The organism is Acetonema longum DSM 6540 (assembly GCF_000219125.1).
Classification (GTDB): Bacteria; Bacillota; Negativicutes; order Sporomusales; family Acetonemataceae; genus Acetonema; species Acetonema longum.
On sequence record NZ_AFGF01000040.1, the window covers coordinates 19313 to 39460 of the forward strand.

Annotated in this window: 16 protein-coding genes; 14 read left to right on the forward strand and 2 right to left on the reverse strand. The window is 53.1% G+C overall.

The window, feature by feature from the left end:
* The first annotated feature begins 170 nt into the window (after window positions 1-170).
* From ALO_RS04785 to ALO_RS20715, 4 genes are all read left to right on the forward strand, one after another.
* Window positions 171-1193 carry a sugar kinase gene (locus ALO_RS04785; protein ID WP_004093415.1) on the forward strand — a complete coding sequence of 341 codons (1023 nt, stop codon included), beginning with the start codon at window positions 171-173 and terminating at the stop codon, window positions 1191-1193.
* 17 nt (window positions 1194-1210) lie between these two features.
* Entirely contained in the window at window positions 1211-2263 is a 1053-nt protein-coding gene (locus ALO_RS04790) for a LacI family DNA-binding transcriptional regulator (RefSeq protein ID WP_004093416.1), read from the forward strand.
* Window positions 2264-2584: 321 nt separating this feature from the next.
* On the forward strand, window positions 2585-4975 hold the full coding sequence (locus tag ALO_RS04795) for a transglycosylase domain-containing protein (RefSeq protein WP_004093417.1): 2391 nt from the start codon (window positions 2585-2587) through the stop codon (window positions 4973-4975).
* 34 nt (window positions 4976-5009) lie between these two features.
* Complete coding sequence (locus tag ALO_RS20715; protein ID WP_004093419.1) at window positions 5010-6725, forward strand: tetratricopeptide repeat protein; 1716 nt, start codon at window positions 5010-5012, stop codon at window positions 6723-6725.
* 224 nt (window positions 6726-6949) lie between these two features.
* On the opposite strand, the gene ALO_RS04805 is transcribed toward ALO_RS20715, so the two are convergent.
* Window positions 6950-7837, reverse strand: a complete 888-nt coding sequence (locus tag ALO_RS04805) for a LysR family transcriptional regulator (RefSeq protein ID WP_004093421.1) — start codon at window positions 7835-7837, stop codon at window positions 6950-6952.
* Between the two features lie 106 nt (window positions 7838-7943).
* Here ALO_RS04805 and pxpB (ALO_RS04810) point away from each other — a divergent pair, with 106 nt between their 5' ends.
* The 6 genes from pxpB (ALO_RS04810) (at window position 7944) to ALO_RS04835 (ending at window position 13521) form a co-directional block, all read left to right on the forward strand.
* Window positions 7944-8672, forward strand: a complete 729-nt coding sequence (pxpB, locus tag ALO_RS04810; RefSeq protein WP_004093423.1) for a 5-oxoprolinase subunit PxpB — start codon at window positions 7944-7946, stop codon at window positions 8670-8672.
* A gap of 223 nt (window positions 8673-8895) precedes the next feature.
* Window positions 8896-9687 carry a putative hydro-lyase gene (locus tag ALO_RS04815; RefSeq protein WP_004093427.1) on the forward strand — a complete coding sequence of 264 codons (792 nt, stop codon included), beginning with the start codon at window positions 8896-8898 and terminating at the stop codon, window positions 9685-9687.
* A gap of 26 nt (window positions 9688-9713) precedes the next feature.
* A complete protein-coding gene (locus ALO_RS04820) occupies window positions 9714-10937 on the forward strand; it encodes an NRAMP family divalent metal transporter (RefSeq protein WP_004093436.1) in 1224 nt (407 codons plus the stop codon).
* 18 nt (window positions 10938-10955) lie between these two features.
* A complete protein-coding gene (pxpB, locus tag ALO_RS04825) occupies window positions 10956-11702 on the forward strand; it encodes a 5-oxoprolinase subunit PxpB (protein WP_004093438.1) in 747 nt (248 codons plus the stop codon).
* Between the two features lies 1 nt (window position 11703).
* Window positions 11704-12738 carry a 5-oxoprolinase subunit C family protein gene (locus ALO_RS04830; protein WP_004093440.1) on the forward strand — a complete coding sequence of 345 codons (1035 nt, stop codon included), beginning with the start codon at window positions 11704-11706 and terminating at the stop codon, window positions 12736-12738.
* Between the two features lie 21 nt (window positions 12739-12759).
* Entirely contained in the window at window positions 12760-13521 is a 762-nt protein-coding gene (locus tag ALO_RS04835; protein ID WP_004093442.1) for a LamB/YcsF family protein, read from the forward strand.
* A gap of 71 nt (window positions 13522-13592) precedes the next feature.
* On the opposite strand, the gene ALO_RS04840 is transcribed toward ALO_RS04835, so the two are convergent.
* Window positions 13593-13991, reverse strand: a complete 399-nt coding sequence (locus ALO_RS04840; RefSeq protein ID WP_004093445.1) for a hypothetical protein — start codon at window positions 13989-13991, stop codon at window positions 13593-13595.
* Window positions 13992-14176: 185 nt separating this feature from the next.
* Here ALO_RS04840 and ALO_RS04845 point away from each other — a divergent pair, with 185 nt between their 5' ends.
* From ALO_RS04845 to ALO_RS04860, 4 genes are all read left to right on the forward strand, one after another.
* A complete protein-coding gene (locus tag ALO_RS04845) occupies window positions 14177-15568 on the forward strand; it encodes a helix-turn-helix domain-containing protein (protein WP_004093446.1) in 1392 nt (463 codons plus the stop codon).
* Window positions 15569-15792: 224 nt separating this feature from the next.
* A complete protein-coding gene (locus ALO_RS04850) occupies window positions 15793-17016 on the forward strand; it encodes a M20 metallopeptidase family protein (RefSeq protein WP_004093449.1) in 1224 nt (407 codons plus the stop codon).
* Window positions 17017-17057: 41 nt separating this feature from the next.
* A complete protein-coding gene (locus ALO_RS04855) occupies window positions 17058-18635 on the forward strand; it encodes an AbgT family transporter (RefSeq protein ID WP_004093451.1) in 1578 nt (525 codons plus the stop codon).
* A 175-nt stretch (window positions 18636-18810) separates the two neighbouring features.
* The gene (locus tag ALO_RS04860; RefSeq protein WP_004093453.1) at window positions 18811-20055 is read left to right on the forward strand and encodes a DUF1015 domain-containing protein; all 1245 of its coding nucleotides are present in this window, start codon (window positions 18811-18813) and stop codon (window positions 20053-20055) included.
* Window positions 20056-20148 lie beyond the last annotated feature (93 nt).

Below are 20148 nucleotides of genomic sequence, written 5' to 3' on the forward strand. Positions count from 1 at the left end.
TATGTCGAAAAGCGACCTGCTTTCCTCCTGATCTCACGATGCTCCGCATCTTTCTAGTATCGGCGTACCCTGCGAACGTACAGTCTCACGCCCGTCCTCGTCGCGCCTAGGTTCGAGGTCGCAGTAGTTCCTGTGTATATATACTTAATAATTGAAGGGGGTATACATAAGTGGCGAAAGTAGTATGTTTCGGTGAAATCATGTTGAGATTGGCCCCTCCCGGATATCTTCGCTTTGAGCAGGCGAATGCCTTTGAAGTGGTGTATGGCGGCGGCGAGGCAAATGTGTGCGTATCGGCGGCCAATTATGGTCTGGATGCAGCCTTTGTCACCAAAGTTCCTGACAATCCCATCGGCCAGGCGGCTGTGAATGAAATGCGCCGATATGGCGTCGATACCACTCATATGGCCAGAGGCGGCGAGCGCCTGGGTATTTACTTTTGTGAAAAAGGGGCTTCCCAGCGTCCTTCCAAAGTAGTCTACGACCGCAAATATTCTTCGATCTCCACGGCTAGAAAAGAGGATTTCGACTGGGACAAAATCTTCAAGGGCGCTCAGTGGTTCCATTTTACCGGCATAACCCCGGCTCTGTCGGACAGCGCTGCCGAAGCCGTTCTGGAATCCTGCAAAAAAGCCAAGGAACACGGCCTGACCGTAAGCTGCGACCTGAACTTCCGCAAAAATCTTTGGACCAGCGAAAAGGCCGGCAAAGTCATGGCTGCCTATATGCCTTATGTGGATGTGGCCATCGCCAATGAAGAAGATGCGGAAAAAGTCTTCGGCATTAAGGCCCAAAACACTGATGTAACCGGCGGCTCCTTGAGCCATGAAGGCTATAAAGATGTGGCCAAACAGTTAAAGGACCGGTTTGGCTTCAAAACTGTGGCCATTACCCTGCGGGGCAGCATTTCAGCTTCGGATAACAACTGGGCGGCCATGCTGTATCAGGATGACCAGTATCATTTCTCCCGCAGCTATCCCATCCATATCGTGGACCGGGTGGGTGGCGGCGATTCTTTTGCCGGCGGCCTGATTTACGCCATGCTGTCGGATTATTCCGCCAAGGACTCCCTGGAGTTTGCCGTAGCGGCATCCTGCCTGAAGCACTCCATCGAAGGCGACCACAATCACGTGACAGTCGGCGAAGTCAAAACTCTGATGGCCGGCGACGGCTCCGGACGGGTACAGCGCTAACAATGGGGGAATCTGGCATGACTGGGGACCGTGACCGACCCGGTCAGGCGGCAATGCCGATTACTATCAGTGATGTTGCCGCTCAGGCAGGGGTCTCGAAAAGCACGGTCTCCCGTTACCTGAATGAACGCTATGAGTGCATGAGTCTGGAAACCCGTGACCGGATCACTGCGGTCATCGACGCCACCGGTTACCGGCCCAATGCTCTGGCCCGCGGTCTCAAGCAGAAAAGAACTCATACACTTGCGGCGATTGTGGCCAATATTTTAAATCCGTTTTCGACCAGTGTGATCCGGGGGATTGAGGACTATTGCCAACAGGCTGGATTCAACCTGATCCTGTGCAATGCCGATGACCGCCCCGCCAAGGAAAGACAGTATGTGGATATTCTGGCCGCTAAGCAGATTGACGGCCTGATTATCAATACCACCGGCAAAAACAATTCGCTGCTGGCATCCATCAGCCAACAGATGCCGGTGGTGCTGATTGACCGTAAGGTTCCTGAACTGCAGTGCGACACAGTGACAGTGGACTGCGCTGCCGGGGTGAAAGCGGTCATCGACCATCTGATCCGCCAGGGACACAATAAAATTGCCATGCTGACCTTGCCCTACCAGGCAGTTAGTCCGCGGCTGGAACGGGTGCATGGCTATCGGGAGGCTCTTGTCGCCAATGGCATCCCCTACCGGGAGGACTGGCTGCTGGAGACCGACGCTACGGAGACTGCCGTGGAAAAGACCCTTGCCGCCTTGTTTACCCGACCGGACAGACCAAGCGCCCTCTTTGGCGTAAACAACCTGATGACCATGGCCATCGTGAAAGTGCTAAAACGCTTAAAGATTAAGGTTCCCCAGGATGTGGCGGTGATCGGCTTCGATGACTGGGAATGGGCTTCTCAGATTGAGCCGCCGGTTACGGTTGTAGCCCAGCCTGCCTATGACATGGGGAAAAAAGCGGCTGCTTTATTGATCGGCCGGCTTCAGGGCAAAAATCCCGGCCGTAAGCCGGCAGTGGTGACGTATATGCCGGAACTGGTCATTCGCAAGTCCTGCGGCGAGGGGGACTGTTGAAAGGTCCATCTGCGTCACTTCAGCCTCCTGCGGGCGGGATCATTCAGAAAACATTTCTTTTCGGTTTCATATGCAGTAGTCTATACAAATTTTATGTGATCACTCCCATTTGTTCTGTGAACAGCCGGGAGTGATTTTCTTTATAGAGCGGATGATGGAAAAGTTTTGCAGGGGCCATTTACCGAAAAGCCTTTCCCATTTTCCCCTACTCTGTGGTAAAATAACCGTAGACTAAAGGGCCTAATTTGTTGACCCTTGTCGTCCGGACTCCTGTGCTGCAGGGATTCCACAGCGTCAAATACCTGCCGGAGGGTTGATGAAATGACAAAAAAATATATAAAACCGGTTAAGGAACGAGTGGCCGGATTTATTGCGAAGTCTAAAGAATGTGCTGCGAAGGCTGCTGTTACGCTTAAGGCTGCCAAATCTAAAGGATACGCTGCTACAATGAGAGAATGCCTCGTCAGATCGAAGGAATATGCTGCTGCATCCGCCGTGAAATTTTTGTCGCTTCTGCGACAGGACCCTCGGACCCACATAGAACGGGCTAAGGTATTTCTGGCCAGCGAAGAAGGAAAAAAATTTCGCCACCGCTGTAAATGGGCCGGGATGATCGCCGGGGGAACGCTGGCGGTCTTGTTCATCGCACTTTATATATATTTAAAACCGATTATTGATGCGGCGCCTGCTCTGACCCGCAACATACGTCCGGCGGTGTCTTCCCAGATCATCTCCAGCGACGGGCAGGTCATTGCTACGCTGCATGCCGAAGAGAACCGTTTACCTGTTCCGCTGAATAGAATTCCCAAGCATCTGCAGCAGTCCTTTATCGCTACGGAAGATGTCCGCTTCTACAGTCATGGCGGCATTGATTTTCGGGCGATTTTCCGGGCTATGTGGATTAATCTCAGCCGGGGGAGCGTCCTGGAGGGCGGCAGCACCATTACCCAGCAGCTGGCTAAGAACGCCATTCTGACTCAGGACCGGACGATCACGCGTAAACTGCAGGAAGCTTTTCTGTCCTGGGAACTGGAGAGCCAGTATACAAAAGATGAAATCTTGGAGATGTACTTAAACCAGATTTATTTCGGCGAAGGCGCCTATGGCGCTCAGACTGCGGCCAGAGTCTATTTCGGCAAAAACGTGGAGGAAATCACGGTAGCCGAAGCAGCTTTGCTGGCGGGAATTCCCAAGCGCCCCAGCGACTATTCGCCATATCAGGACTTCAATGCCGCCAAGGGACGCCAGATCATGGTCCTGGGCCAAATGCTCGAAGCCGGTTTTATCACCCAGGAAGAGTTTGCCGCGGCTAAACAGGAAGAAATACATATCGGCGGCAAGAAAGAAACTGAAAGGGAAAAAGCCGCCAGGGAGAAAGAGAAAGCGGATCGGGAGCGGGAACAGCTGAAACGGGCCACTGCCCCTTACTTTGTTGACTATGTCCTGCAGCAGATGATTGCCAAATATGGCGCCAATATGGTCTATAAGGGCGGCCTCAAGATTTACACCACTCTGGACATGAATATGCAGCGGGATGCGGAGCAGACTATTCTCAAAAATCTGCCCAAACAGTTTGTCGACAAGAAAAATAATGATCAGCCCCAGGCCGCCTTGGTATCCATTGATCCCAAGACCGGTCATATTAAGGCCATGGTCGGCGGCCGGGGAACCGACAAATTTAACCGGGCCGTACTGGCGGAGCGTCAGCCCGGTTCTTCCTTCAAGTCCTTTGTCTATCTGGCGGCTGTTGCCGAAGGGGTGTCGCCGGATACGGTAATAGAAGATAAAGAAGTAAAATTCAAAAACTATGAGCCGAAAAATTACGATAAAAAATGGCACGGCATGGTAACCCTGCGGTCGGCCCTGGAACGTTCCCTGAACGTAATCGCGGTCAGACTGGTTGATTTTGTCGGACCGGATAAGCCGCTGGATTATGCTGAAAAAATGGGGATCACAACTTTGGTGCGCAAAGGCAAGGAGAATGACCGGACCTTAGGTCTGGGCCTGGGCGGATTAATCCGCGGCGTTACCGTCCTTGAGATGACCTCGGCTTATGGCGTCCTGGCCAATAAAGGCGTCCGGGCCGAGCCGGTGAGCATATTGAAAGTGGTAGACCAGGACGGCAATATTCTGGAAACCTACGAAAAACCCAGATTGGCCGAAGTGGTAGATCCTAAGGTGACATCGGTCCTGGTGGATATGCTGCGCGGCGTCCTTCTGCGGGGAACCGGCCAGGTAGCGGCCATTCCCCGCCCGGCGGCCGGCAAGACCGGCACCACCAATGATTACCGGGATGCCTGGTTTATCGGCTTTACCCCCAATCTGGTGACTGGGGTATGGATCGGCTGCGATAACAACGAAAGCCTGCAGGATGTTACCGGCGGCTGGCTGCCTGCCCTGATGTGGCGGGAATACATGGAGGGAGAGGCATCCAAACTGCCGGTGGAGCAATTCCCGCCTGCGGCCAAATTAGCCTATAAGACTACCTCCATTCGGGAAGCCTTTTCCGAAACCCCTCTCTTGAAAGATCCTAAGAACGAAGTGATCATCAGTCCTTTTACACCGCCGGTTCAGCCCCCCAAACCGGAAGAGCCGGAGGCGGATGATCATGACGCCGACGGGGACGAGTCGAAAGATAAACCCAAGGAAAAACCGCTTACAAAACCGACCCAGCGTCCGACCCAAAGGCCGACGGACCGTCCGGGCAGGTGAGTGAGTTTTCAGTGGGCTATAAAGGAGGTACATAATGTTTTCTATATATGGGAATAAAATCAGGACAGCTTACCTGATGGCGGTGGCTGCGGTTCTCTGGGCGGTAACCCTTACCGTGAGCGCAGCGCCGGGAGATAAAGATTTTGTGGTTTCCTACACCCATATGGGCAGCGAGTTCGAGACAGCTTCCGGGATGGAGGACAAAGCCTTTCTTTATGCCCGGCAGGCCGCTGCTGATCAAGTCGTGAATGCTTTCCAGAATTATACGGAATGGAAGAAATATAGTTTTTCTCAATCACAGTTACGGCCTGCGGCTATGAGCATCGGACAGGTCCGGGTTTTAGAACGCCAGGCTGTCAACCAGGCCGGCAGTCCCGGCGCCTATATTAAAATCAGAGTAACTGTGAATCCGGCCCAGATTGCCTCTATTGGGGCGGAGCCACATATTTTGCAGCAAAATGTTGCTCTTAGCGCTGAGAATGAAAGTCTGCTGCGCCAGACGGCGGTCCAGGCGACTGCGGCGGCGCTGGAACGGCAACTGCGGGCCAATACCCTGCTGGAAGAGGCCAACCGGCTGTATGTGGCGAAGGATTACAACCAGGCGCTGAACCTGTATAACCAGGTCCTTGCCTTGGAATCCCGCCGTGTAGAGGCCCTTGTCAATAAAGGCAGCATCTATTATCTGAAAGAAGCTTACGATCAGGCAGTGCGTGAACTGAACCAGGCGATAAAAATCAATCCTCAGTATATGTACGCCTATTACTACCGTGGCCTGGTCCGTTACCAGCAAGGCAGCGATGATCAAGCTCTGGCGGACTTCAACAAGGCGGTCGCTCTGGCGCCTGATTTTGCTTTGGCCTACTATTATCGGGGCAACTGCTACTATATGAAGGGACAATATGATACGGCGATCAACGAGTATAGCCGCGCTCTGGAGTTGGACCCTCAGGATGCCTACGCCTATCTCAACCGTGCCAACGTTTACCGGGAGCGAAACCAATTGGAACAGGCCGTCCCGGATTATACCAGGGCCCTGGAAATTCAGCCGGACCTGGCAGCCGGCAGATCCCAGCGGGCAAACGCCTATTATTTGACCGGCAGGTACAAAGAAGCCGCAGCCGACTATACGGAACTGATTAAACTGGATGGCAAAGATGCGGTTGCTTACGTAGGCCGGGCTCAGGCGCTTCAGGCGATGGGGCGGAACCAGCAGGCCATGTCGGACTATAACGTCGCCCTGGCTTTGGACCATGGGATTGCCGGCGGCCTGACCGGGCGCGGCGGCTGCTATCTGATGGCTGGCCGGTATGATGAAGCCATTGCCGATTTAACCAAAGCGCTCCAACAAGACTCTGCCGACCACCGGGCCTATGAATTGCGCGGCGTGGCCTATTTAAAAAAGGACATGCTGGATTTGGCTCTGGTGGACCTGGACAAGGCGGTCGCTCTGCATCCCCAGAATGCGTCGGCCTACTTCAACCTAGCCATAGCCTTGGAAGCTAAGGAAGTGGCGGAATCTAAAAAGAAGGCCGAGACAGGCAAGACAGCACCGGACCCGAAAGACCCGAAGACCAGCGCATTTGTCAAGGATGCCATTCTCAGAGCCGAGATTGCTGACCAGAACAAACGCATGGCCCTGATCATTGGCTCCTATAAGAACTTCCTGAAATACGCCCCCCCTGGTCATCCCGGCATTGAACGGGCTAAAGAAAGATTGAAAGTGCTGGAAAAAGCGGTCCTGGATATTTAACAAAATAAAAGATGTCGCACTGCATTGTAAATGCTTTGTGACATCTTTTTTATATGCTGCGGAGAATTAATCATTCATCTTAGTCTGATGCGGTCCAATGTAAAATATTATATTGTATATAAATACACTTGGCAGGAATTAATAGTCTTTAAAGAGAAACATACCCGTAACTTATCGGATGGTAGGATTTGGATGTCTTTGCAGGAAACTATCCAAGAATCTGCTTAAATGATCAATTTCTCTCTAACCAGTTTTATAAAAGCCCGCATTGGGTGGTTAACCCATTTCCCTTTATGTTTAACCAAAAAAGCGCTGATCTTGATTTCCGGTCCCTGCCAGGGTAACGCCACTAATTCCTGGTTTACGAGTTCTTTGTGTACGGCTACCAGTGGCAGCACCGTTAATCCCAGATTCTGCAGTACCAGCTGCTTAATTGCCTGAATCTGTCCAACTTCGAGAATTGTTTTAACGTGAATATTCGCTTTTCCCAGGATGTCTTCAAACGCCAACCGGTAGCAGCTGCTGGCTTCCCCCAGGATAAAGGTCTGATTCGTGAGATCGATGGGATGGATTGAATTTGCTTTGACAAGTTCATGTTGGGGCGAAGCGATCAGCACAATGGGTTCCATCCATAAAAACGTACTGTCCAGTTCGGAGTCACTCAAAGACCGTTCCAGCAAAAAAGCAATATCCATCACATTTTTTCTGAGTAAAGAGCGAAAGTCACTGGCAGTGCCGAATTTTAAGTTTAAATCCACATCCGGATACAAAGAGCTGTACTCCTTGAGCAAAGCCGGCATGCGATAGACGCACAGGGACTCGGGCATGCCGATGATGAGCGGGCCCCGGGGAACGCTGGAGCGGTTCAGCACATTTTTCGCGTCTTCTTCCAGCCTGACGATTTGCTCCGCATAGTCGTATAGGCGTTGGCCGTCTTCGGTCAGCACGGTTTGTTGGCCGAATCGTTCGAACAATAGAGTATTTAGTTCCTTCTCCAGTAACTGAATATGGGTTGTGACTGTAGACTGTGTATAGCTTAAAAATTGAGCGGCTTGTGAAAAATTGCCGAGTTTAACGATACTAATAAAGGTTTTTAACTGCCGAATTTCCAATGCCGTACCTCCCGGTCCATAGCCGCGCCCCAAATATGTCCAAACTATTAATAATATTAGTGTATCACAGAGAAAGGAGTTGCTGCAAATCAGGGAAGAAGACTTAATGCCGGAAGTTAAGATGCTCATGGCGGGAGAACAAGGTCTGGTTGCCGATTTCGGCAACATTATATCCGAAAACGTAAATAATGTGGTGCAGCAATTAGCCGCGCGGCTTAACCGGAGCCAGACGGCGGGAATCACTGAAGTTGTCCCGACCTACCGTTCCGTAATGGTTTATTTTGACCCAATATTAATCAAGCGTTCTGCTTTAACCGCAATCATCTGCGATCTGCTGGGGCAAATCATTGCCGGGATCGGCACGCCGCCGCCCCGCAGGACGATTTCTGTGCCGGTCTGCTATGGGGGTGTTTTCGGGCCGGATATGGATTTTGTAGCCCGCCATACCGGACTGTCGGTCCCGGAAGTCATCGCTATTCATACGGCAACATCCTATTTGATCTACATGCTGGGTTTTATACCGGCTTTTCCTTATTTGGGGGGCTTATCCGAGAAGCTGATTGTGCCTCGGGTCAGCAAAACCCGTCCCCGTATCCCGGAGGGATCGGTTGGCATCGCCGCCAGACTGACCGGTTTCTACACACTGGAGAGTGCCGGTGAATGGCGGATTATCGGCCGCACGCCCTTAAAGGCCTTCAATCCGGAAGCCTCTAATCCCTTTGCGTTTACCGCCGGGGATTATCTGCGGTTCACATCTGTATCGGTGGACGAATTTTTTGCCATCCGCCGTCAGGTTGAGAAAGGAAACTATCATCCTGATATTCAGGTACAGTGAACTCTTCAGCCAAACAAACAAAAATACTTTTTGCAAGGACATGCCGTAAAAGGTCGGCCTTTTAGCCCATGCAGCTGCCTTCAACAAAATTGAACCTGCCTATTGAAGAAATGAATTATGCGAATCAGCGGCGGAGGTGCTATGATGGCCTCACGCAAGCCGCAGTGATCTTCCAGCCGGCGATTTGCCGGCAGCGGCCAAATTATAAGAAGGTGGGATGCATATGAGTTCATTAGCAGAACGCCAGCCGAGGGAACTTAGAGAGATGATTCATAATAATGAATTCATTCTCCCAACCGCCGGCATGGCCAAAGGGTATGTGCAGGGCAACCTGGCCATTGTCCCGAAAGCGCTGGCTTACGATTTTTTACTGTTTGCCCAGCGCAATCCAAAGCCCTGTCCCATTCTCGACGTAACTGACGTGGGTTCGCCGGAGCCGAAACGGGTGGCCCCAGGCGCCGATCTCCGGTTTGAGATTCCGAAATACCGCGTCTACCAAAATGGAGTTCTAACGGCCGAAGTGACGGATATTGCCGCCTACTGGCGGGATGATCTGGTAGCTTTTCTGCTGGGATGCAGCTTTACCTTCGAGAGCGCTCTGCTGAATGCCGGTCTGCCGGTGCGGCATATTGAGCAAAACTGCAATGTGCCGATGTACCTTACCGACATCGATTGTGTACCGGCCGGCGCATTTCATGGGCGGATGGTGGTCAGTATGCGGCCCATGCCGGCCAGCCAGGTTGTACGGGCGGTGCAGATCACATCCCGCTTTCCGGCTGTCCATGGCGCGCCGGTTCATATCGGCGATCCGGCGGTGATTGGTATCAGGGATATCATGAAGCCTGATTTTGGTGATTCGGTCACAATTCATCCCGGAGAAACACCGGTATTTTGGGCCTGCGGCGTTACACCCCAGGCAGTGGCGATGACAGTGAAGCCGGAAATCATGATTACTCATTCTCCCGGCCATATGTTCATCTGCGACATCCGCGACGAAGAGTTGGCGGCGTTGTAAATTAATATAAACAGGAGGAATAGATGATGGCAGATCCGATTCTTACCAAACCTGCCCGGGGAAAAACAAATTGGTCGGTACTCCTGGGAGCAGCGTTCATTATGGCTACCTCGGCGATTGGTCCTGGTTTTTTGACCCAGACAACGGTTTTTACCGAAAGGTTTGCCGCTAATTTCGCCTTTGCTATTTTAGCCTCCATTATTATTGATATCGGAGCGCAACTGAATGTCTGGCGCGTCATCACTATGAGCCGCATGCGCGGTCAGGATGTTGCCAATGCGGTTCTGCCGGGATTGGGCCATTTTGTGGCTGCGTTAATTGTCCTGGGCGGCCTGGCCTTCAACATCGGTAATATTGCCGGTGCAGGCATGGGTTTAAATGTCCTGCTCGGCGTATCCAATCAAACGGGAGCAATCATTTCCTGCATCATCGCTCTCGGCATTTTCGCCTCAAAAGAAGCCGGTGTTGCCATGGACAGGGTGGCCAAGATCTTAGGCGGCTTGATGATCCTTCTGACTACCTATGTCATGTTCGTTTCAAATCCGCCGGCAGGTCAGGCGGCGGTCAGCTCCATTTTCCCGGCTGATTATGGGATTCTGATGCTGCCGATGATCACCCTGGTCGGTGGCACGGTGGGCGGTTACATCACCTTTGCCGGCGGTCATCGCTTGCTTGATGCCGGCATTGCCGGTTATGAAAATCTGAAAGAGGTCAATAAAAGCGCCATCACCGGCATCCTGGTCACAGGCGTCATGCGGACTATTCTGTTTCTGGCCGTTCTCGGTGTGGTCGCGGCCGGCAGCAAGCTCAATCCAGCCAATCCGCCGGCCTCCGTGTTCCAGATTGCTGCCGGTCAGATGGGCTATATCTTCTTTGGCCTGGTGCTCTGGGCCGCTGCCATCACTTCGGTGGTTGGCGCCGCCTATACCAGTGTTTCCTTCCTGCGTTCTTTCTCCAAAACCATTGATAGATACAACTCCTATACCATCATGCTGTTTATCGTCATCTCCACAGCCGTGTTTGTCACGATTGGCCAGCCGGTAAAAATACTGGTTCTGGCCGGCTCCCTGAACGGGCTTATTTTGCCGGTCACTTTAGGCACTATGCTGTTTGCCTGCCGCAATCCGAAAATTATTGGCGAGCAGTACCGTCATCCCACCTGGCTTGTGATTTTCGGTCTCCTGGCCGTACTGATCACCGCCTATGCGGGCATTACTTCATTATCAGGCATGGCGGCGCTCTGGAAGTAATCACGCGGAGGGAATAACATGAGTGAAATTCAGTTTCTGCAGGCGGGAGATCAAGGCTTGGTCGTCGAATTCGGCAATGAAATCAATGCGCAGATTAACCGTCGGGTCCACAGTCTGGCCCGCTCTCTGTCAACATCAAACCAGGCTGGTATCCTGGAAGTGGTTCCGACCTACCGTTCCCTGCTGGTCTATTTCGATCCGCTGCAACTGAGCCGCTCAGCGTTGGTCCGGCTGGCAAAAGAACTGCTGGACGCGGCGGGAACGGTTCAGGCGCCTCAGGTTGAAGGTATGGGCCGGGTGGTGCACATTCCGGTATGTTATGGCGGCGAATTTGGCCCTGACCTGGATTTTGTCGCTCAGCATAACGATCTTTCCCCGGATGAAGTCATCGCTATCCATACATCCGTGCCTTATCAGGTTTATATGCTGGGCTTTACGCCGGGTTTTCCTTACCTGGGCGGCATGTCGGAAAAAATTGCGACACCCCGGCTGGAAAAACCCAGAGTGCGAATTCCGGCCGGCTCGGTGGGAATCGCCGGCAGTCAAACCGGCTTTTATCCCGTGGAAAGCCCCGGCGGCTGGCAGCTCATAGGTCGCACGCCAATTAACGGTTTTGACGCGCATAGTTCACGGCCATTTGCTTTTGCCGCCGGCGACTATTTGCAGTTTAAAGCAGTAACATTAGACGAATTTTCCGCCATTCGCCGGGAGGTGGAAGCAGGTGCTTATACGCCTGAGTCCACTGTTCTTCAGAGGAGGGATTGAGATGTTTACCGTAACCAATCCCGGCTTGCTCACCACGATCCAGGATGAAGGCCGCTGGGGCTATCAGGCTTATGGTATGCCTGTGGCCGGCGCCATGGACCGTTACGCCTACCGGGTGGCCAATTTGCTGGCCGGCAATAAGGATGGCGCAGCCGTCATTGAAATGACACTCATGGGAGCCGCCTTTAGGTTCGATACGGATCTTCTGATTGCCGTCTGCGGCGCCGACATGCAGGCTGCCCTTGACGGGGTCAGTGTGACTAATTGGTCCAGCTTCTGGGTGAAACGCGGCAGCGAGCTTACGTTTGGCTATGTCAGGACAGGCTGCCGGGCTTATCTGGCTGTCCATGGCGGCATCAACGTTCCCGATGTGCTGGGGAGCCGCTCTACCTATACCCGGGCCAAGGTGGGAGGCCTCCAGGGAAGAGCGCTGTTGGCGGGGGATACCCTGGCCGCCGGTCAGGACAAAACAGGGGCCCCCCGGCCCCGGATGCTGCAGCCAACCTGCATTCCTTCCCAGAACCCAAACATTGACCTTCGGGTGTTGCTGGGCCCTCAGGACACCATGTTTGCTCCGGAAGCCATTGCCACCTTCTTCCGGAGCCCCTACACGGTCACCGATGAGGCCGACCGGATGGGGTATAGGCTGGAAGGCGAAAAAATCGCTCATACCGGCAAAGCGGACATCATCTCCGATGCCTTGTGCCTGGGCGCCATTCAAATCCCGGCTCACGGCATGCCGATTATCATGATGGCCGACCGCCAGACAACCGGGGGTTACGCTAAGATCGGCACTGTCATCGGCCCGGATCTGAGAAAGCTGGCCCAGGCCAAACCCGGCGATGCGGTACGTTTCCGGCAGGTCATGGAAGAAGCGGCGGTAGAAGCCCTGCGCCTGGAGCGGCAAACCTACCTGGAGATTGCTGCGTCCTTCCGGGAGGATGTCGCAGCCGTGCCGGTTCCTTCTGCCGGGCGCGTCTTCCGGGTCGCTGTTAACGGCGCGGCCTACCGGGTGGAAATCGAAGAAGTACTGTAAAGGTTATTAAGGAGGTGTATCATGCATATTGACCTGAATTGTGACATGGGAGAAAGTTTTGGTGTATATACACTGGGCTATGATGAGGCAGCCATGCCTTATGTGACATCCATCAACGTAGCCTGCGGCTTTCATGCCTCTGATCCGTCTAACATGCTGAAGACAGTCTGTCTGGCCAAGAAATACAACCTGGCCATTGGCGCTCATCCGTCCTTTCCCGATTTGGTCGGTTTCGGCAGACGGGCCATGGCCGCTTCCCATGAGGAGATCTTTGCCGATGTGGTGTACCAGATCGGCGCCTTAGCCGGCGTCTGTCAGTCCCAAGGCTTGAAACTGCAGCATGTGAAAGTCCATGGAGCGATGTATAATCAGGCGGAAAAAGACATTGCCATCGGCGCTGCTATCGCCGAAGCGATCAAGAGCGTGGATCCCGCCTTGTATATGGTCTGTTCCTCCGGCTCACCCATGGTAACAGCCGCGAAGAATGCCGGCGTCAACTATGTGGAAGAAGCATTCGCCGACCGGGCTTATACCAGGGAAGGAAGGCTGGCGCCCCGTTCCCAGGCGGGAGCAGTCATCCATGATGTGAATATGGTTGCCCAACGGGTACTGGCCCTGGTGAAGACCGGCAAGGTACGGACCATCGACGACACGGAAATCTCTCTGAATGCCGAAACCATTTGCGTTCACGGCGATACTCCGGGGGCAGTCGAAATGATCAAGAAAATCCATAGTTTGTTAGAACAAGAAGGCATTGGGCTGAAACCGTTTGGCAAACGCTGAACCCAACCTTCGGCCCAATCGTCTCTTCTGACAGAAAAGACCACCCGTGTACCGAGCGGGTGGTCTTTGGCTTAAGCGATAAAGTTAATGCGGCTGGTTGTTTCAGTCTGTTCGGGAAAGCCTTGGATGACTTCCCGGTAAGCCCGGATGCTTTTTTCCCGGTACCAGACATTGGTATGCAGCTCCCGTTCGTGCTCCTGAGAGGATTTTAAGCGGGAATGGGCCCGTTGAGCCAGAGATGAGGCGACGGCCGCGAAGTTCGGAGACTTTAGGATCTGGCTTGATTCCGGGGCTGAGGCCGGCTGTGCCTGCGGCGGGTTGTCCTGTGCCTGAGCGGCTTCGCTCCATTCGCGGTAACGTTGGGCAACACTGGCTGATGTGGGCTGGGCCGGGATGGGAGAAGTCTGACCGGGCTGCAGCAACAGCCAGGGATCATTCATGGCTCCCTGCATAAGCGGACGTAAGGTCATTTGCATCACCTACACTAATACAGCTGTCCATCTGTTCTTCTGGTTATAATATCGGCAAAATTCGCCGGAATGTTAACTTATTTCTCTGCGGCTCCGGTGAATGCAGAGCAGGACACATTGTATTAGGCGCCGGCAGGAGATATAATGGATCTGAACAAGGAATCGAAAAAGAGAGGACGTATGGGATGATTCGCCTGGCCCTTGTCGGACCGCTGGATTCGGTCAGATTAATTCAAGAAGTCGCGGCAGAACGGCGTGATATGATTGAAGCCGTTCCCATGGTCTACCAGGATGCCGGCCAGGTAGCCGCCATTTTGGCCGAGCGGGAGCGGGAAGCCGACGTATGGCTGTTTTCCGGCAAGGTCCCTTATAGCCACGCCATGAATGCCCGCTCTGCCGGCAAGCCATTTTTTTATATTCCTCATACCGGGACCAGCCTTTACCGGGCCTTGCTGCAAATAACCTATATCGAAAAAAAGGCCATCGAGAGCATTAGTTTCGATACCTTCAGCCGGCGGGAAATTGAAGAAGCCTTTGCCGACATTGAACTGCAGATGCCGTCAGCTTATATCAATTACTACGAAGGGATTGTCTCGGCCAAAGAAATGACCGAATTTCATTATGATTTATGGCAAAATGGAAAAATTCAGGCCGCAGTCACCTGTTTTTTGTCCACTTATCTGGAACTGAAAGAAAAGGGTGTGCCGGCATTTCGGATCTGGCCGACCCGGGAGAATATCCGCATGATGCTGGACATTGCCGTAAGCGCATCGGAAGCCATCCGGTTTAAACTCAGCCAGATTGCCGTTCAAATCGTCGAAATTGACGGGTATGGCGACTTTGTCCGGGATGCCATGTCAGCCTACGCGGTCCAACGGGTGGAGATTAAGGTGAATGACCTTCTGGTGGATTATGCCGAAAGGGTCAGGGGGTCCACCGTGACGCACGGCAACGGTCGGTATGTGATCTATTCCACCCGGGGCATTGTGGATGAAGTGACCCGGAATTTTACCGTTATGCCCTTGCTGGAAGAATTTATCCGACAGCTGGATGTGAGCATCAGCGGCGGTATCGGGTTTGGCACTACCGCCCACGCCGCCGAAAAAAATGCTCATATTGCCCTGGGATTGGCCCGACGGCAGGGGCGGGGCAAATGGATGGTGGTTCTGGACGACCGCAGTGTGGTGGGCCCTTTGAACTCTGCGACACATCTCCGTTATGATCTTCGTAGCGACGATGCTCAAAGCCGGGATTTGGCTCAGCGGCTGGGAATTTCCGTGACTACTCTGAACCGGCTGCTGGCGGCAGTAGCCAAGCTGGACAAGGGTTCCTTTGCGGCAGATGACCTGGCCCTGTATCTATCCATGACAACCCGTAATGCCCGTCGTCTCTTGGCCGGGCTGGTGGAACAGGGATTGGCCTCTGTTACCGGCGAGGAAGCAGTGACTAAAGGGAGGCCCCGTAAACTATATACGCTTCTTACCCGGGAATTGACGGATTTTACCCGGAACAAGGCGAGTTCAGATACTCCGGCGGATAAGAATGGGATTGACAGTTATACTTCTTCCGGATTATAATATAACAAAGCAAATAAGTTACAACTAATGGCAACGAGGCCTCTGTACACTACGATGTACAGAGGTCTTTTTATTTTCTGAATCAGAGAGCATCATGGTGATCCTTTTGCGATATTTACGGAAATGACTTTAAAAAGTCCGAAAATGATAGTACAATAATCAAACAAATGTATCGCACATATTGACATGAATGATTCAATGCATTATCAAAAGGTGGTTTTATCGTGGAAATCGATAAAGATGTACAGAATATGTTGCCGATGTTGATAGACTGGCGCCGGGACTTTCACTCTCATCCCGAACTCAGCGGTCAAGAGCGGCGCTCCTCGGCAGTGATTCAAAAGGCCTTGGACAGGATGGGAATCGAATATCAAACCTTTACCAACCATCCGGGAGTGGTAGGCATTGTACGGGGCAAGCAGCCCGGCCCGGCAGTGGCGCTGCGGGCGGATATGGATGCCCTGCCGATTCATGAAGACAGTGAGACACCTTATCGTTCCCGTTATGACGGCGTCATGCATGCCTGTGGTCATGACGCCCATATGGCGATCTTGCTGGGTGCTGCCAAACTGCTACGCCAAAAGGCCGATTTCGCCGGTACAGTCAAGCTTATTTTTCAGCCGGCGGAAGAAGCCGCGCCGGTAGGCGGTGCTCAGGCGATGATGGATGACGGGGCCCTTGACAACCCGGCGGTGGATGCGATTTTCGGCCTGCACGTCTGGCCTGAACTGCCCACCGGGGAAGTGGGTATCCGTTCGGGACGGATTATGGCCGCCTCCGACCGGTTTACGGTCAAGCTCTTCGGCAAAGGCGCCCACGGCGCAATGCCCCATCAGGGCATTGATGCTGTTGCCATGATGAGTGACGCCATACAAGGGTTTAACCATATCATGAACCGTCAGATCAGTCCCCTGGAAGTCGCAACCCTGAATATCGGGACCATTGCCGCCGGCGAGCGTTACAATGTGCTTCCCAAAGAAGTTGTCCTGGAAGGGACAGTGCGCACGCTGGGAGAATCGGTGCGACAAGAAATTCCCGTACGCATGAAACGTGCGCTGGAAGGCGTTGCTCAGGCCCATGGCGGACGGTTTGATCTGAAATATGATTTTGGCTATCCCGGATTGAAAAACTGGGAAGAACCAACTTCGTTCTTCGCCCAGGCGGCACAAGATCTTCTGGGGGAAAGCGGTGTTCACACCGATCTTGCGCCGGTGCTGGGCGGCGAGGACTTTGCTCGCTATCTCACCCGGATTCCGGGAGCATTCCTCTGGCTGGGCTGCGTATCGGCCGGCCGGGAACAGCATCCCTTGCACAATTCCCGTTTTGATATTGACGAAAGCTGTCTGCTGACAGGTGCTATCCTTATGTACCGGACAGCGTTAAATGCGCTTTCCTATTATCAAACTCATACAAGCCAAAGGGGGGATGAGGCGCGGCTCTATGTCTGATGCGCAACAGTTTCGATCTCATATAACAGAGGAGGTAGCTTATGTCTAATCCTGTTTCGGTGCAAAATTCAACAGAAAAAGAGAGCTTTTTTCAGCGTTTCCTTAACGTCGTCGAATTTATCGGTAACAAGTTTCCGACTCCCTTTACACTTTTCGCATTATTAGGATTGTTTGTTTTACTCATTTCCTGGGTTTTTGACGGCACAAGCGTTTCCTTTGTCGGGCAAGGCGGCAAAACCCAGGTGGTCAAGATTTCCAGCTTGTTGACGGCTGACGGCTTCCGCTATATTCTCACTGACATGATTAAGAATTTTATCAATTTCCCGCCGTTGGGTCTGGTGGTTACCATGATGCTGGCCATGGGTCTGGCCGAATCCAGTGGATTTATCAGCGCCTTTGTCCGTAAGGTCATGATGGGAGTGCCGCCATGGGCGGTTACCGCCACTGTCATGTTGCTGGGGATCAATGGCAATCTAGCTTCCGATGCTTCCATGGTCTTTGTGCCGGCCGCAGCCGCTGCGGTATATGCCGGCATGGGCCGCAATCCCATTTTGGGAATGTCGGTTGCTTTCGCCGCCACTTCAGCCGGTTTTAGCGCCAATTTCCTGCCTGCCGGCACGGACGCGCTGCTGGCCGGTATTACTCAATCGGCCACTGGCATCGTTCCTCAGACAGCCAAGGTAGCGGTTCATCCTCTCATTAACTATTACCTGATGAGTTCTTCAGTGATCATGTTGACGGTTGTCGGCACCCTGGTGGCCGAAAAAGTTGTGGCCCCCCGCCTGGATAAACTCATGCCCTATATGGACCTTGGAGCTGGCTCCACTGCCGAGCACCGACTGACGCCTGAAGAAAATAAAGGTTTGAAATATGCCGGCTGGACCGCCGTGGTGTATATCCTCATCCTGCTGGGCATGCTCATTCCCGAAACCGGTCTGCTGCGCGACCCGAAAACTCACTCGATTCTGCCTGCGTCGCCTCTGTTAAACGGTATCATCCCTATCCTGTTCTTCTTTTTCCTCTGTATTTCCGTTGCCTTTGGCTATGGCAAGGGCATCATCAAGAAAGAAGGCGACGCTACCAAATTGATGACCCAAGGCATGGCCGGGTCTCTCAGCTTTATCGTCACTGCCTTTTCCGCCGCCCAGTTTGTGGCCTGGTTTACCAAATCCAATATCGCCACGATTATGGCGGTTAAAGGCGCCGAGGTATTGAAAGCGTTGGATTTTACCGGAATCCCGCTGATTATCTCTTTCGTCCTGCTGGCGGCATTTGTTGACTTGTTTGTAATCAGCGGCTCGGCCAAGTGGCTGGTTCTGGCGCCGGTCTTTGTGCCGATGTTTGGCCTGATTGGTTATGAGCCTGCCTTAACCCAGGCAGCCTACCGGATCGGCGAAAGCTCGGTCAACACTGTGACTCCGCTCAACTACTACGTGCCGGTTATGCTGGGCATTATGTCCCGCTACCTGAAGAGCGAGGAAAAGACCGCCGGCATGGGGACCCTGATGGCCACCCAACTGCCCTATGCGCTTGCTTTCCTGGTATGCTGGACAGCTTGGTTGATCCTGTTTATTGTGTTGGACCTGCCGCTGGGCCCTGGCGCCAAGATTTTCTTATAATCTTTTCCCCTTTCCTTTTGCAAACAGACTGCCTGCCGGGAATCCGGCAGGCAGTCTGTTTCTGGGCAGGTCTGTATCTTTTGCGGCAGCGCACTTGACTTGACCGGAAAGAACATATATATTAAAAATCATAAATATGACATGGCAAATGACAAATGACGGAGGAGAGAAGAAAATGGCGGTTGTGAAACCCTTCTGCGGCTTGCGGCCGGCGCCGGAACTGGCGTCTCGCGTGGCTTCCCTGCCCTATGACGTAATGGACTCGGATGAGGCTCGGGCCTTGGTCAAAACGAACCCTTACAGTTTCCTGCGGGTGACAAAATCCGAGGTGGATCTGCCGCCGGAGATCGATATTCATTCCCCCCGGGTTTATGAGAAAGCCAAGGACAACCTTGCGGAATTTATCGCCCAAGGAATCCTGCGCCAGGATTCAGAGCCTTGTTTTTATGTGTATAAGCAAAAAATGGGGCACCATGTGCAGATTGGTTTGGTGGCAGCGGTTTCGGCGGAAGAATATGAGCATAATATTATCAGGAAACATGAACTGACCCGGCCAGACAAGGAGCAGGACCGGGTGGATCATATCCGGGCCACCGGTGCTCAGACCGGACCGGTTTTTTTGACCTATAAAGCCACAGATACAGTCAGCGGGTTGATTGACCAAGCCATGGCCGAACCGCCGGCTTATGATTTTATGACGGAAGACGGCATCAGCCACACTCTTTACCTGGTAGCGGACCGGGCCTTGTGCAGCCGCATTGAAGCCGCCTTTCAGCAGGTTGACGTTTTGTACATTGCCGACGGCCATCACCGCTCGGCTGCCGCCGCCCGGGTTCGGGAGAGCCTGCGGAAAAGCAATCCGGGACATAACGGTCAGGAGGAATATAATCGGTTCCTGGCGGTTATTTTCCCTCACGATATGATGCAGATCATGGACTATAACCGGGCAGTGACCGATCTGGCCGGAAGGAGCCCGGAAGGTTTTTTGACGGAAATTTCCCGGAAGTTTATCGTGGAACTAAAGGCCGGCGGTGGCGCATATAAACCCTCGGCTGCCCATACTCTCGGCATGTATCTGGGGGGCTGCTGGTACAAGCTGACGGCGAAACCCAACTCCTTTGATCCGGACGATCCGGTGGGAGCCCTGGATGTAAGCATCCTGCAAAGGAACCTGTTGGCGCCGCTTCTCGCCATCAAAGATCCCCGCACCGACAAGCGAATCCACTTCGTAGGCGGCATTCGGGGCATGAAGGAACTGGAACGCCTGGTGGACAGCGGCCGCTATGCCGTAGCCTTTTCCCTCTATCCCACCTCGATTCAGGAACTGATGGCCATTGCCGATGCCGGAGAAATCATGCCTCCCAAATCCACCTGGTTTGAGCCGAAGCTGAGGGACGCCATGGTAATCCACTTAATATAATCATAATTACAACATAGTTAACATTTGTCGTAATTTGTGGTATCGTAGAATATGATGAAGGAAAGGCCTTCCAGGTCCTCCTTCATCCGATAT